Origin of the sequence: Pseudomonas sp. Sample_20 (assembly GCF_004307585.1) — a bacterium.
Classification (GTDB): Bacteria; Pseudomonadota; Gammaproteobacteria; order Pseudomonadales; family Pseudomonadaceae; genus Aquipseudomonas; species Aquipseudomonas atacamensis.
This window is the reverse complement of sequence record NZ_RCOA01000009.1, coordinates 1-13,449: the sequence shown is the minus strand read 5'-3', so window position 1 is coordinate 13,449 and position 13,449 is coordinate 1. Positions and strand designations below refer to the sequence as shown.

The following is a 13,449-nucleotide window of genomic DNA, read 5'->3' as shown; positions in this document are numbered from 1 at the left end:
GTCAGCGAGTTCTTGAAGGTCTGCTCGAAGGCGAGGAATTTCAGCACGCCGAGGTTCACCGACGGATGAAAACGCAAGCCGCCCTTGTACGGGCCGATGGCGCTGTTCATCTGGATACGGAAGCCGCGATTGACCTCGACCTTGCCCTGATCGTCGACCCACGACACGCGAAACACCAGCGCACGCTCCGGCTCGCAGATGCGCTCGAGAATCCCCGAAGTCAGGTAATGCGGATTGGCTTCAAGAAACGGCCACAGACTGCGCAGGACTTCTTCGACAGCCTGGTGGAATTCGGGTTGATCCGGGTCGCGTTTTTTCAGGCGCGCAAGGAAGGATTCGACGGATTCGATCATGGGCAAAGTCTCGGCAAATTTATTGTCGTTGGAGGAGATTGGGCCGGACTGTAACAAACGAATTGCGCACAGGAACAGAGCAAGATGTCGCAGTTATGAAATTAAATGGTGCACAGGATATAAATCCGAGGGGTTTTTGATCCGTTTTTGCACCTGAGTGGGGAGCACAGATTCAAGACTTGCACCAACAGTTACACTGTCTTCGCCAGCAGGCTCGCTCCCACATTTGGAATGCGTTACCCCTGTGGGAGCGAGCCTGCTCGCGAATCGCCGCGCCTGGGTTGACTGAAAAAACTCAGGCAAAAAAAACGGAGCCCGAAGGCTCCGCTCTTTCTGCAACCAACCCGATATCAGGCCAGTTTCTTGTGACGTACCCGGTGAGGCTGGGCCGCTGCTTCGCCGAGGCGTTTTTTGCGGTCGGCTTCGTACTCGGTGTAGTTGCCTTCGAAGAACACCGCTTGCGAGTCGTCTTCGTACGCCAGGATGTGCGTGGCGACACGGTCAAGGAACCACCGATCGTGAGAGATCACAATGGCGGCGCCCGGGAAGTCGAGCAGGGCTTCTTCCAGCGAACGCAGGGTTTCCACGTCGAGGTCGTTGGACGGTTCGTCGAGCAGCAGAACGTTGCCGCCCTCCTTCAGGGTCAGCGCCAGATGCAGACGACCGCGCTCACCACCGGACAGATCCTTGACGAACTTCTGCTGGTCGCCACCCTTGAAGTTGAAGCGGCCGACGTAGGTGCGCGACGGGATCTCGTAGTTGCCGATGCGGATCTGGTCGGAACCGTCGGAAATCTGCTGGAACACGGTCTTGCTGCCGTCGAGGTCCTCGCGGCTCTGGTCGACGCAGGCCAGTTGCACGGTTTCACCGATTTCGATGCTGCCCGAATCCGGAGTTTCCTTGCCCATCAGCATGCGGAACAGCGTCGACTTACCGGCACCGTTACCGCCGATCACGCCGACGATGGCGCCCTTCGGCATGGAGAACGACAGGTTGTCGATCAGCACGCGATCGCCGTAGCCCTTGGTGACGTTCTTGAACTCGATGACCTTGTCACCCAGGCGTGGACCGGCCGGGATGTAGATCTCGTTGGTCTCGCTGCGCTTCTGGAATTCCTGCGATTGCATTTCTTCGAAGCGTTGCAGACGTGCCTTGGATTTCGACTGGCGGGCCTTGGCGCCTTTGCGCACCCACTCCAGTTCTTCCTTCATGGCTTTTTCATGAGCTGACTGCTGCTTGGATTCCTGGGCCAGACGATCGGACTTGGCTTCGAGCCAGCCCGAATAGTTGCCCTCGTAAGGAATGCCCGCGCCGCGGTCGAGTTCCAGAATCCAGCCGGCGACGTTGTCGAGGAAGTAACGGTCGTGCGTGATCGCGACCACGGTGCCCGGGAAGTCGTGGAGGAAATGCTCCAGCCACGCCACCGAATCAGCGTCCAGGTGGTTGGTCGGTTCGTCGAGCAGCAGCATGTCCGGCGCGGACAGCAGCAGACGGCACAGGGCGACACGACGCTTTTCACCACCGGACAGGTGTTCGACTTTCGCGTCCCAGGCTGGCAGACGCAGCGCATCAGCGGCGACTTCCAGTTGGCGCTCGAGGTTGTGGCCGTCGCTGGCCTGCAGAATCGCTTCGAGCTTGGCCTGTTCAGCGGCGAGCTTGTCGAAGTCGGCATCCGGGTCGGCGTAGGCCGCGTAGACTTCGTCCAGACGCGCTTGCGCATCCTTGATCACGCTGACCGCTTCTTCGACCACTTCACGCACGGTCTTGGCAGGGTCGAGCTGCGGCTCTTGCGGCAGGTAACCGATGTTCAGGTCCGGCATCGGACGGGCTTCGCCTTCGAACTCGGTGTCGACGCCGGCCATGATTTTCAGCAGCGTGGATTTACCCGAACCGTTGAGGCCGAGCACGCCGATCTTGGCGCCGGGGAAGAAGGACAGCGAAATGTTCTTGAGGATTTCCCGCTTCGGCGGAACAACTTTGCCCAGCCGATGCATGGTGAAGACGTATTGAGCCATGGAGAACCTTGGGTCAGTGACAGATGAATGATTGGAGCGCAGGCGATGCCTGGCCAGACTGTGCGCGTCGTTCACTTGATCGCAATCAATGCGTGCGCGCTGGAAAAAGTCTGATTGTAGGGGCTGGAACGCCCCCGGTCTAACCGGCAAAGCTACCTTAATGCTGGAAGGCAGTCCAGCCGAGAGGGGCTGGCACTTCGCCACGAGTCAAGGCATGCTAGCCGCCCTTCGGGCGTCCGGCTTATAGTGCACGTCGCGCCAGTCCAGCCAAATCGCAGGATCACAGCTTGACCAATGTCACTCCGCCAGCCTCTGTGAGCAGCACCCCACCGGCGCCCGGCTCGCCCCTGCGCGGGACATTAAAGGGTGCGCTGGCCACCCTCGTGCTGTTATTGCTCGCGTTGCTGTTCTGGCAACTGCTCGATCAATTGCGCGAAACTCAGAAAAATCAGCGCCAATACACCATCGACTACACCGCCGACCTCGCCGCTCAGGTCAGCCTGAACATGGCGCTGAACGCGCAAATCGCCCTCAATCTGCTACCGATCGTCGAACAACCGCAAACCGCCGACGAACAGCAGATGCTCCTGCGCAAGTTGCAGCGTTCGCTGCCCGATCTGCGCAGCATGGCCCTGCTCTCGCCCTCCGGCCGCATCATCAGCGACAGCGCCACCGACAGTTCCGACGCCGATTACCTGACCGAACTGGTACGCCGCAGCCGTGCCCAGGCGCATTACTTCAGCAATGCCGATGACGGCTCGGTGGTGCATCTGCTGTTGCATCAGGCCAGCGGCAGCAGTCGCGGTTACTGGGCCTTGCGCCTGACGCCAACCTTCTTCGATTCGCTGACCAAACAGGACGCCACCGCCCTGCGCCCGTTGTGGCTGGTGGAAAATCGCCTCAATCACCAGATCATCAGCCGCGATGCCGGGCTGCCCTCGGTCAAGGCTGGCGGGCTGACGCCTGACGATGTCGCCAACACCGTGCTGACCGTGCCGCTGAGCAGCAGCGACTGGCAATTGCGCGGGCTGTTCGACCGCCAGCGCGTACTGGAAGAATTGCTGCCGGCGTTCATCGGCAAATGCCTGCTCGGCCTGGCGTTCTCGATGTTGCCGGTGATCGCGCTGCTGAACATGCGTCGGCGCCAGCGCCAGGTACATGAAGGCCGGCGGCGTTATCAGGATATTTTCGAAGGCACCGGCGTGGCCTTGTGCGTGCTTGACCTGTCCGGCCTCAAGCAGATGTTCGACAAGGCGCAGATCCAGACCAGTGACCAGCTCAAGGCCTGGCTCGACCAACCGCAGCAGCGCCAGCAGTTGCTCGCGGAAATGCGCGTCACCGAAGTCAACCAGGTCGCCCTGCAACTGCTCGATGTGCATTCCTGCGACGATGCCTGGCAACTGCTGATCGATGGCCAGCGCCATCCGCAGTGCGCGATCGGTCAGCAGATCCTCGACGCCGTCCTGCAGCAGCAGAAGCAGCTGGAACTGGAAATCAAACTGCCCAACAGCAATGGCCGCGACCAGCACCTGTGGATGGTTTTGCGCCTGCCGAGCGAGCAGCACGACTATAAAGCGGTGATCCTCAGCATCAACGACATCACCAGCCGCAAGCTGATCGAGCTGTCGCTGCTGGAGCGTGAAGGCTTCTGGTCGGACGTGGTGCGCACCGTGCCCGATCATCTGTATGTGCAGGACGTGATCAGCCAGCGGATGATTTTCAGCAACCACCACCTCGGCCAGACCCTGGGCTACAACCGCACTGAACTGCATCAGATGGGCGAGTACTTCTGGGAAATCCTCCTGCACCCGGAAGACGCCGACCATTACCATCGTTCGCGGCAGTTGCAGCGTCACGCCGGTTACAGCCAGTTGTTGCAATGCCAATTGCGCTTCCGCCATCGCGACGGCAAGTGGCGGCGCTTCGACATCCGTGAACAGGCGCTGGCGCGGGACAAGCACGATCAGGTCACGCGGATCATCGGCGTGGCCAAGGACATCACCGAACAGATCGAGGCCAGCGAATCGCTGCGTGACAGCGAGCAGCGTTACCGCATGCTCGCCGAAAGCATCAGCGACGTGATTTTCTCCACCGACAGCAAGCTCTCGCTGAACTACGTCAGCCCGTCGGTGCAGGCGGTGCTCGGTTACAACGCCGAATGGATTTTCCAGAACGGCTGGCAATCGATCATCGCCAATCCCGGGCAACTGAACGGTATTCATGTGCTGATGGACCGCGTCAGCAAGGCGCTGGACAAGCCCGAGCAACTGGCATTGCTGCGCAGTCAGGTGCAAACGCAGCTGTTCCTCTTCGATTGCCTGCGCGCCGACGGCCGCAAGATTCCGATCGAACTGCGCCTGGTGCTGGTGTGGGACGAACACGGCGCGTTCGAAGGCGTGCTCGGCGTCGGCCGCGATATCAGCCAGCAGCGCCGTGCCGAAAAAGACTTGCGCATGGCCGCCACGGTATTCGAGCACTCTACCTCGGCGATCCTGATCACCGACCCGGCCGGCTACATCGTCCAGGCCAACGAAGCGTTCAGTCGGGTCAGCGGCTACAGCGTTGGCGAAGTGCTCGACCAGTTGCCGAACATGCTCACCGTCGACGAGCAACAGGACGCGCACTTGCGCTACGTGCTCAAGCAGTTGCACGAGCACAGCACCTGGGAAGGCGAAGTGTGGATGAAGCGCCGTAACGGCGAGCATTACCCGGCGTGGGTCGGCATTACTGCCGTGCTTGACGATGAGGGCGATCTGGCCAGTTACGTGTGTTTCTTCAGCGACATCAGCGAGCGCAAGGCCAGCGAGCAGCGCATCCACCGCCTCGCCTATTACGACGCCCTCACCCACCTGCCGAACCGCACGCTGTTCCAGGATCGTCTGCACACCGCGCTGCAAGCGGCCGAACGGCAGAAGTCGTGGGTGGTGCTGATGTTCCTCGACCTCGACCGTTTCAAACCGATCAACGACTCCTTGGGCCACGCCGCCGGCGACCGCATGCTCAAGGACATGGCCACGCGCCTGCTGGCCTGCGTCGATGACGATGACACCGTGGCGCGCATGGGCGGCGACGAATTCACCCTGCTGCTGCAGCATCGCTCCAACCGAGAATTGGCGCTGAACCGGGCGATTCACGTGGCCGAGCAGATTCTCGCCAGCCTGGTGCGGCCGTTCGTGCTTGAGGGCCGCGAGTTCTTCGTCACCGCCAGTATCGGCATCGCCCTGAGTCCGCAGGACGGCAATGAACTCAGCCAGTTGATGAAGAACGCCGACACGGCGATGTACCACGCCAAGGAACGCGGCAAGAACAACTTCCAGTTCTATCAGGCCGACATGAACGCCAGTGCGCTGGAGCGCCTGGAACTGGAAAGCGATTTGCGCCATGCGCTGGAGCAGAACGAATTCGTCCTGTATTACCAGCCGCAGTTCAGTGGCGACGGCAAGCGCCTGACCGGCGCCGAAGCGCTGCTGCGCTGGCGCCATCCGCGTCGTGGGCTGGTGCCGCCGGGGGATTTCATTCCGGTGCTGGAAGAGCTCGGCCTGGTGGTGGACGTTGGCGACTGGGTCATCAGCGAGGCCTGTCGACAGCTGAAAACCTGGCACCAGCAACGGGTGCGGGTGCCGAAGGTGTCGGTGAACATTTCCGCACGGCAGTTCTCCGACGGCCAGTTGGGCACGCGAATCGCGACGATCCTGCGCGAAACCGGCCTGCCGCCGGCGTGTCTGGAACTGGAACTGACCGAAAGCATCCTGATGCGCGAAGTCAGCGAGGCGATGCAGATTCTTGCCGGGCTGAAGAACCTCGGCCTGAGCATCGCGGTCGATGACTTCGGCACCGGTTATTCATCGCTCAACTACCTCAAGCAATTCCCGATCGACGTGCTGAAGATCGACCGCACCTTCGTCGACGGCCTGCCGTCCGGCGAACAGGACGCGCAGATCGCCCGGGCGATCATCGCCATGGCCCACAGCCTGAACCTGGCGGTGATCGCCGAGGGTGTGGAAACCCATGAGCAACTGGACTTCCTGCGCGAGCATGGCTGCGATGAGGTGCAGGGATATCTGTTCGGCCGGCCGATGCCGGCGGGGCGGTTCGAGGCGCAGTTCTGTAACGATGCGTTGTTCATGTTCGACTGACGATCTGCGGCGCGCCCGAAAAGATCGCAGCCTTCGATCATTCCCACGCTCCGCGTGGAAATGCCTCACTGGACGCTCTGCGTCCGCTTCGGCAGGTGACGCGGAGCGTCACGGGCTGCATTCCCACGCAGAGCGTGGGAACGATCAATGCCCCTTTTGCTCGCGAAGGGGCCGGCAAAAGCACCGCACATCTGTCATGAACGCCACTTGTCTGCGACATGACGTCGTTTCATATGTCATCCAAAAGCGGTTGGGTTAGAATGCCCCCCTTTTCTGCCCCCGATCCTTGAGGACCGCCATGTTCAGCCGTGATTTGACTATTGCCAAGTACGACGCCGACCTTTTTGCCGCCATGGAGCAAGAAGCTCAGCGTCAGGAAGAACACATTGAGCTGATCGCTTCGGAAAACTACACCAGCCCAGCGGTGATGGAAGCTCAAGGCTCGGTCCTGACCAACAAGTACGCCGAAGGCTATCCGGGCAAGCGTTACTACGGTGGTTGCGAATACGTGGACGTGGTTGAACAACTGGCCATCGACCGTGCCAAGGAACTGTTCGGCGCCGATTACGCCAACGTTCAGCCGCACGCTGGTTCCCAGGCCAACGCTGCTGTTTACCTGGCTCTGCTGCAAGGTGGCGACACCATTCTGGGCATGAGCCTGGCCCATGGCGGTCACCTGACCCACGGCGCCAGCGTTTCCTCCTCGGGTAAGCTGTACAACGCCGTTCAATACGGTATCGATGCCAACGGCCTGATCGACTACGACGAAGTCGAGCGCCTGGCGGTCGAGCACAAGCCGAAAATGATCGTTGCCGGTTTCTCGGCCTACTCGCAGATCCTCGACTTCCCGCGCTTCCGCGAAATCGCTGACAAGGTCGGCGCTTACCTGTTCGTCGACATGGCTCACGTCGCCGGTCTGGTTGCTGCGGGTGTGTATCCGAACCCGGTGCCGTTCGCCGACGTCGTGACCACCACCACGCACAAGACCCTGCGCGGTCCACGTGGCGGTCTGATCCTGGCCCGTGCCAACGCCGAGATCGAGAAGAAGCTCAACTCCGCAGTATTCCCGGGCGCCCAGGGTGGCCCGCTGGAGCACGTGATCGCGGCCAAGGCGATCTGCTTCAAGGAAGCGCTGCAGCCTGAGTTCAAGGCTTACCAGCAACAAGTGGTGAAGAACGCCAAGGCCATGGCCGAAGTGTTCATCGCACGCGGTTTCGACGTGGTATCGGGCGGTACTGAAAACCACCTGTTCCTGCTGTCGCTGATCAAGCAGGACATCTCCGGTAAAGACGCCGACGCCGCTCTGGGCAAAGCGTTCATCACCGTGAACAAGAACTCCGTGCCTAACGATCCACGCTCGCCGTTCGTCACCTCCGGCCTGCGCTTCGGTACTCCGGCTGTGACCACTCGCGGTTTCAAAGAGGCCGAGTGCAAAGAGCTGGCTGGCTGGATCTGCGACATCCTGGCTGACCTGAACAACGAAGCGGTGATCGACGCCGTTCGCGAGAAAGTCAAAGCCATCTGCAAGAAACTGCCGGTGTACGGCGCTTGATGCCTCGTTAATCCGCAATAAAAAACCGGTCACGATGGCCGGTTTTTTATTGCCATGAATTCAATAAAAAAATACCACCCGAATAAAGCAGCAACCTGCTAATCCCGTCCAGCAGGATTGTTCATCTCTTTGTTCAAACCAAACTCTTGCAACACACATGCAAACCGCCATAAATAAAAACCGCTTAGTCTGAAACCCGACTTGATAAATGGATTTCATCATGACGAGCAATATCGAAAAATCTTTCATCGCAACACTGAGAATGTTCGACCACAGGGTCGGCTTTCTTGAACAGCTGTACGGCAAACCGGCGATGGCTACCATCAGTCTGTTCAGCGGCGGTTTCTATACCGGACGCCCGCAAACACGGGATCAGTCCCACCTGCTCGGCATCCGGAGCAACGAGCAGAGCGGCCGGATAAAACCGCTGAAGCTGCATTTCGGTCATACCCCTGACGGCTACATCCTCACCGTGAAAAACCAGGGCAACTACTTCAATCAGGTAATCAGCAATCACTGGCTGGACACCGTCGAGGCCGTCAAGCCAGACACTGACAACTTGACCAAGTTTATTCTTGTCGACCGTAGCGGCACCGCTATAACGCTGGACAACTTAACGGGCGTACATACAGCTGTTTCTCTCAAACTGAAAAATCATGCCTATTTGGGCGGTATAAAAATCACAAGTCTGCCTTACGTCTATCTGGGCAAAACCGAAGAACGTTCAAAGATCACTTTCATCCTGAGCATCGTCGAAAGACATGTACCAGTCATCAAAACGTGACTCACACCCCGCCCAGAAAAAAAGGCACAGCCGCCGATTTTTTTCTCAAATGCTCAAGACCGGGCCATCCAGACAGCTGGTAAGACCGGTCATGCCAATTTTCGAATTTTCCCTTGCGATCCACGAAAACCTGCGCCTAGACTGCGCCTGCACTGGACATACCGGTAAGACCACAATAATTAAGTCCTGAATCCGCTGCGCCACGCGTACGGCAGCCAGGACACCGACCCAGGATTCCTCCCATGCTCAGATGGTGCTCGCGCTCAATCTTCCTTCAAGTGGTTCTCGGACTGATGCTCGGCATCGTCTGCGGGCTGACCCTTCCTGAATACTCCGCCCAGCTGAAACCGCTCGGCGATGGCTTCATCAAACTGATCAAGATGCTCATTGGCCTGATCGTGTTCTGCGTGGTGGTCAGCGGCATCAGCGGCGCGGGCGATCTGAAGAAGGTCGGGCGCATCGGCCTCAAGTCGGTGATCTATTTCGAAGTGCTGACCACCATCGCTCTGGTGATCGGTCTGGTGTTCGCCTTCAGCACCGGCATCGGCAGCGGCGCGAACATTCATCTGGAGCAGCTCTCCAGCGCCGACATGGGCGACCTCGCCGAGCGCAGCCAGCACATGCACACCACCACGCAATTTCTGATGGACCTGATCCCGACCTCGGTGATCGGTGCCTTCGCTGACAACAATATCTTGCAAGTGCTGCTGTTCTCGGTGCTGTTCGGCAGTGCACTGAATCTGGTTGGCGAAGCCGCTTCCGGGATTTCGCGGCTGATCAACGAACTCAGCCACGTGATCTTCCGCATCATGGGCATGATCGTGCGTCTGGCGCCGATCGGCGTGTTCGGTGCCATCGCCTTCACCACCAGCAAATACGGCCTGGATTCGTTGCAGCACCTGGGCAGTCTGGTCGGCCTGTTCTACCTGACCTGCGTCGCCTTCGTCGCGCTGATCCTCGGTCTGGTGATGCGCGTTTCCGGCCTGCGCATGTGGCCGCTGCTCAAGTACCTGCGGGAAGAACTGCTGATCGTCATGGGCACCGCCTCTTCCGACGCCGTGCTGCCACAGATCATGCGCAAGCTCGAACACCTCGGTATTGGCAGCTCGACGGTCGGTCTGGTGATCCCGACCGGGTACTCGTTCAACCTCGACGGTTTCTCGATCTACCTGACCCTGGCCATCGTGTTCATCGCCAACGCCACCGGCACGCCACTGGCGATGACCGATTTGCTGACGATCCTGCTGGTGTCGCTGATCACCTCCAAAGGCGCCCACGGCATTCCCGGTTCGGCGCTGGTGATTCTCGCCGCGACGCTGACGGCGATCCCGGCGATTCCCGTGGTCGGTCTGGTGCTGGTGTTGGCCGTGGACTGGTTCATGGGCATCGGCCGCGCGCTGACCAATCTGATCGGCAACTGCGTCGCCACCGTGGCCATCGCCCGCTGGGAAAAGGACATCGATGTACAGCGCGCGAACAAGGTGCTCAACGGTGAGCAGGGCTATAACTTTCAACCGCGAAAAACCGTCGCTCAGGCGGCGGCCAAAGAATTCTGAATGAGTGCCGTGCCTGCCAATATGCAGGCACGGCGCAGGGAGCCAATACGTGATTACAACTTCAACCGTCGTCAATTCAGTGGTGGAAAAACTCCGCGCCGCGTTGGCTCGAGGGCAATGGCGCTCCGGCGACATGCTGCCGGGCCAGCGCGAACTGGCCGAACAACTGGGCATCAGCCGGCCGAGTCTGCGCGAAGCGGTGATCGTCCTCGAAACCCTCGGTCTGGTGCGCTCGATGCCGGGCAAAGGCGTAGTCGTCCTTGATGCGCAACTCAGCGACAGCCAGAGCCACGACAGCGCAGTCGCCGGCGCCAGCCTGGAAGATGTGCTGCAACTGCGCTACACCCTTGAGCCGTTCATCGTCGGGCTGGTCGCGCAATCGATCAGCAGCAAGGAAGTCGGCCAATTGCGCCTGACCCTGATGGACATGCGCGAAGCCCTCGAGGCCGGTGACAGCGAAGCCGGAGTCAGTGCCTACATCGCCTTCCACGAAGAACTGTTCACGCTGACCTCGAACCCGATTTTCCAGAGCGTGGTACAGCAGACCAGCAACGCGCTCAAGCAAAGCGCCGAAGTGTTGCGCAATTCCCCGGAACATCTGGCCGAACGCCTGGAAGAAAACGAAGCCGTAGTCCGCGCGATCCGCAGCAAGAACAGCGCTCAGGCCAGCGCCGAGATGCGTCGGCACATCCTGCGCGAAGGCCAGCGCATGGGCGTTGAGCTGAACATTCCGGACGACAACCTGCCCACCTGATTTGCCAGGAGAACGGCCATGAACAGTTTCGCTTCAGCGTCCCACGCGCAATCGACCGCCCTGCCCGTCTCTCGTCTGGGCACGCCGACGGAAGATCTGTATCCGCGAGTGTTCGACGCGATTCTCGAGCAGCGTATCGATGAAGACAGCCGGTTCACCGAGGACACTCTGCAGGCGATGTTCAGCGCCGGCCGCGCCGATGTACGACGGGTGCTGACGCAGTTGTCCCACGAGCAGATCGTGGTATTGCGCGCCAATCATCGACCACGAGTGGCCGCGCCTGATCGGGAGCTGATCCGGCAGACCTTGCATGCGCGACGGCTGGCCGAGAACACCTTGGTGCGGTTGGCCTGCCAGCGTCCGCAGCCAGACGATTTGAAATGCTTGCGCACGTTGATAGAGCGCGAGAAGCGCGCCGTGGAGCAGGATCGGCGGGGGGCGGCGATTCGGTTATCGGGGGAGTTTCATTTGCAATTGGCACGGATAGCGGGAAATCTGCCGCTGGCGCATTTTCTGCGCAGTCTGGTGCCGTTGACGTCGTTGGCGATTGCGCGGGGTCAGGGCTCGACGCGAAGCTGTTGCGCATGGCAGGAGCATTTGGCGTTGGTTGAGGTTGTGGAGCGAGGTGATGTTTCCAAGGCCGGCATGTTGATGAATCGGCATCTGGATCATCTTGAGCAGAAACTGCTCGGTCCAGACCTTGAGCATTGTGCTGTCGGTTAGACCGCCTTCGCGAGCAAGCTCGCTCCCACAGTTGACCGCATTTCTCTGGACGGAATACGGTCTCCTGTGGGAGCGAGCTTGCTCGCGAAGACGCCATCACTGACAACCAAGATCCATCAGGCAGAAGCAACCCTGGCAAACCCCGCCCGAATTTTCTCTTCCGGCAAATCATCGGCAATAAACACGACCACACTCTCGCGCGCCTCGCCCTCGGCCCATTCGGTGTCCCAGTCGAAACCATAGAGTTTCAGCACACCCTGAAATACCAACCGCCGATCTTCGCCGGCAATGTTCAGCACGCCTTTGTAGCGCAGCAATTGCTTGCCGTGCTCTTCCAGCAGCTCGTTCATGAACTCGCTGAGCTGATCGATATCCAGCGCCTGATCGGTGCGCAGCACCAGGCTGGAGATGCGATCGATCGACGGTGCCTTGCTCACCGGACGCAGGCTCAGACCGCCGCCCAGGTCAGCATTGAGGTTGAAACCACGCACATCCAGCAATTCAGCCAGATCGATATTGCCATGCTCGACCACACGGATCGGCGCGCGGCGGTTGATTCGCGTAAGGCGCTCGCTCAGCGCAGTGAACGTCGCCTCATCGACCAGATCGGTCTTGCTCACCAGCAAGCGATCGGCGAAACCGATCTGCGCCTGGGCAATGGTCTGGGTCAGGTGCACGTCGGCGTGAGCGGCGTCGACCAAGGTGATGATGCCGTCGAGCAGATAACGCTCGCGCAGCTCTTCATCGATGAAAAAGGTTTGCGCCACCGGCGCCGGATCGGCCAGACCGGTGCACTCGATCACCAGACGATCGAAGGCGATCTCGCCGCTGTCCAGGCGCTCGAGCAGCAAGTACAGCGCCTTGGTCAGATCGGTGTGAATGGTGCAGCAGACGCAGCCGTTGGCCAGGGTCATGACCTGCACCGGCTCGTCACCCAGCAACTGAGTGTCGATGCCGGCGTCGCTGAATTCGTTTTCGATCACGGCGATTTTCAGGCCGTGCTCGGCTTTCAATAAATGACGCAGCAAGGTGGTCTTGCCGGCGCCGAGGAAACCGCTGAGAACCGTTACCGGAATGGGAGAAGACAAAACCCGATCTCCTGAAAAGAACACAAAAACAAATGTGGGAGCGAGCTTGCTCGCGAAGGGGTCGTGTCAGCCGACATCAATGCCCGATGACACACCGCTTTCGCGAGCAGGCTCGCTCCCACAGGGGATTACCTCAACCTGATGCTGTCAGCTCAACAGCACTTCGGCCCACCCTTGCCACCGTAACGGGCTTCCTGACGTTCGCGAAAGAACATCTCGTAGCTCATCACCGGTTTGTCCGGGTGTTTGGTTTGCATATGCTCGACGTAGGTGTCGTAGTCGGGCATGCCGACCATCAGGCGCGCGGCCTGACCGAGGTATTTACCGAGGCGACTCAGGTCATTGAACATGCTGCAATCCTCTGGTTACGCATCCGGCAGGGCCTGGAATGGCGATTCTTTATCCGTACGCTCTTTTTTGCCCCAGGCGGCGATGCCGACCTTGAGCGCATAGAACAGGATGCTGAACACCACGAACAGGAACAGCGC

At 59.8% G+C, this 13,449-nt stretch carries 11 protein-coding genes; 6 read left to right on the top strand and 5 right to left on the bottom strand.

The features are described 5' to 3' along the window. Both D8U70_RS01585 and ettA read right to left on the bottom strand, forming a co-directional pair. A partial coding sequence (locus D8U70_RS01585; RefSeq protein WP_277751261.1) for a Glu/Leu/Phe/Val dehydrogenase dimerization domain-containing protein occupies window positions 1–353 on the bottom strand: 353 nt, incomplete at its 3' end. A 350-nt stretch (window positions 354–703) separates the two neighbouring features. Further along, complete coding sequence (gene ettA / locus D8U70_RS01580; protein WP_016773108.1) at window positions 704–2,368, bottom strand: energy-dependent translational throttle protein EttA; 1,665 nt, start codon at window positions 2,366–2,368, stop codon at window positions 704–706. 287 nt (window positions 2,369–2,655) lie between these two features. Between ettA and morA the strand changes: the two genes are divergently transcribed. The 6 genes from morA (at window position 2,656) to D8U70_RS01545 (ending at window position 11,873) form a co-directional block, all read left to right on the top strand. Continuing rightward, window positions 2,656–6,504 (top strand): cyclic di-GMP receptor MorA, encoded by a 3,849-nt coding sequence (gene morA / locus D8U70_RS01575; RefSeq protein WP_122506665.1) that lies wholly within the window; start codon window positions 2,656–2,658, stop codon window positions 6,502–6,504. Window positions 6,505–6,802: 298 nt separating this feature from the next. Further along, window positions 6,803–8,056: a serine hydroxymethyltransferase gene (gene glyA, locus D8U70_RS01570; RefSeq protein WP_016773106.1), complete on the top strand. Its 1,254-nt coding sequence runs from the start codon at window positions 6,803–6,805 to the stop codon at window positions 8,054–8,056. A 220-nt stretch (window positions 8,057–8,276) separates the two neighbouring features. Continuing rightward, window positions 8,277–8,840: a hypothetical protein gene (locus D8U70_RS01565; RefSeq protein WP_241664628.1), complete on the top strand. Its 564-nt coding sequence runs from the start codon at window positions 8,277–8,279 to the stop codon at window positions 8,838–8,840. A gap of 242 nt (window positions 8,841–9,082) precedes the next feature. Then, the gene (locus tag D8U70_RS01555; RefSeq protein ID WP_064364099.1) at window positions 9,083–10,396 is read left to right on the top strand and encodes a C4-dicarboxylate transporter DctA; all 1,314 of its coding nucleotides are present in this window, start codon (window positions 9,083–9,085) and stop codon (window positions 10,394–10,396) included. 49 nt (window positions 10,397–10,445) lie between these two features. Next, the gene (locus tag D8U70_RS01550) at window positions 10,446–11,150 is read left to right on the top strand and encodes a FadR/GntR family transcriptional regulator (protein WP_016773102.1); all 705 of its coding nucleotides are present in this window, start codon (window positions 10,446–10,448) and stop codon (window positions 11,148–11,150) included. Between the two features lie 18 nt (window positions 11,151–11,168). Beyond that, window positions 11,169–11,873 (top strand): GntR family transcriptional regulator, encoded by a 705-nt coding sequence (locus D8U70_RS01545; protein ID WP_073475537.1) that lies wholly within the window; start codon window positions 11,169–11,171, stop codon window positions 11,871–11,873. 116 nt (window positions 11,874–11,989) lie between these two features. Here D8U70_RS01545 and yjiA read toward each other — a convergent pair whose 3' ends face one another. From yjiA to D8U70_RS27895, 3 genes are all read right to left on the bottom strand, one after another. Beyond that, complete coding sequence (gene yjiA, locus D8U70_RS01540; RefSeq protein WP_130928161.1) at window positions 11,990–12,961, bottom strand: GTPase; 972 nt, start codon at window positions 12,959–12,961, stop codon at window positions 11,990–11,992. 152 nt (window positions 12,962–13,113) lie between these two features. Then, window positions 13,114–13,311 carry a YbdD/YjiX family protein gene (locus D8U70_RS01535; protein ID WP_003228401.1) on the bottom strand — a complete coding sequence of 66 codons (198 nt, stop codon included), beginning with the start codon at window positions 13,309–13,311 and terminating at the stop codon, window positions 13,114–13,116. A 15-nt stretch (window positions 13,312–13,326) separates the two neighbouring features. Next, on the bottom strand, window positions 13,327–13,449 hold a 123-nt coding region (locus D8U70_RS27895; protein WP_241664629.1), incomplete at its 5' end, for a hypothetical protein.

Bases quoted from the DNA above. Each gene is read 5' to 3' on its own strand.
- D8U70_RS01565 (WP_241664628.1), top strand. From the start codon at position 8,277: ATGACGAGCAATATCGAAAAATCTTTCATCGCAACACTGAGAATGTTC.
- D8U70_RS01555 (WP_064364099.1), top strand. From the start codon at position 9,083: ATGCTCAGATGGTGCTCGCGCTCAATCTTCCTTCAAGTGGTTCTCGGA.
- glyA (WP_016773106.1), top strand. From the start codon at position 6,803: ATGTTCAGCCGTGATTTGACTATTGCCAAGTACGACGCCGACCTTTTT.
- D8U70_RS01545 (WP_073475537.1), top strand. From the start codon at position 11,169: ATGAACAGTTTCGCTTCAGCGTCCCACGCGCAATCGACCGCCCTGCCC.
- D8U70_RS01535 (WP_003228401.1), bottom strand. From the start codon at position 13,311: ATGTTCAATGACCTGAGTCGCCTCGGTAAATACCTCGGTCAGGCCGCG.
- ettA (WP_016773108.1), bottom strand. From the start codon at position 2,368: ATGGCTCAATACGTCTTCACCATGCATCGGCTGGGCAAAGTTGTTCCG.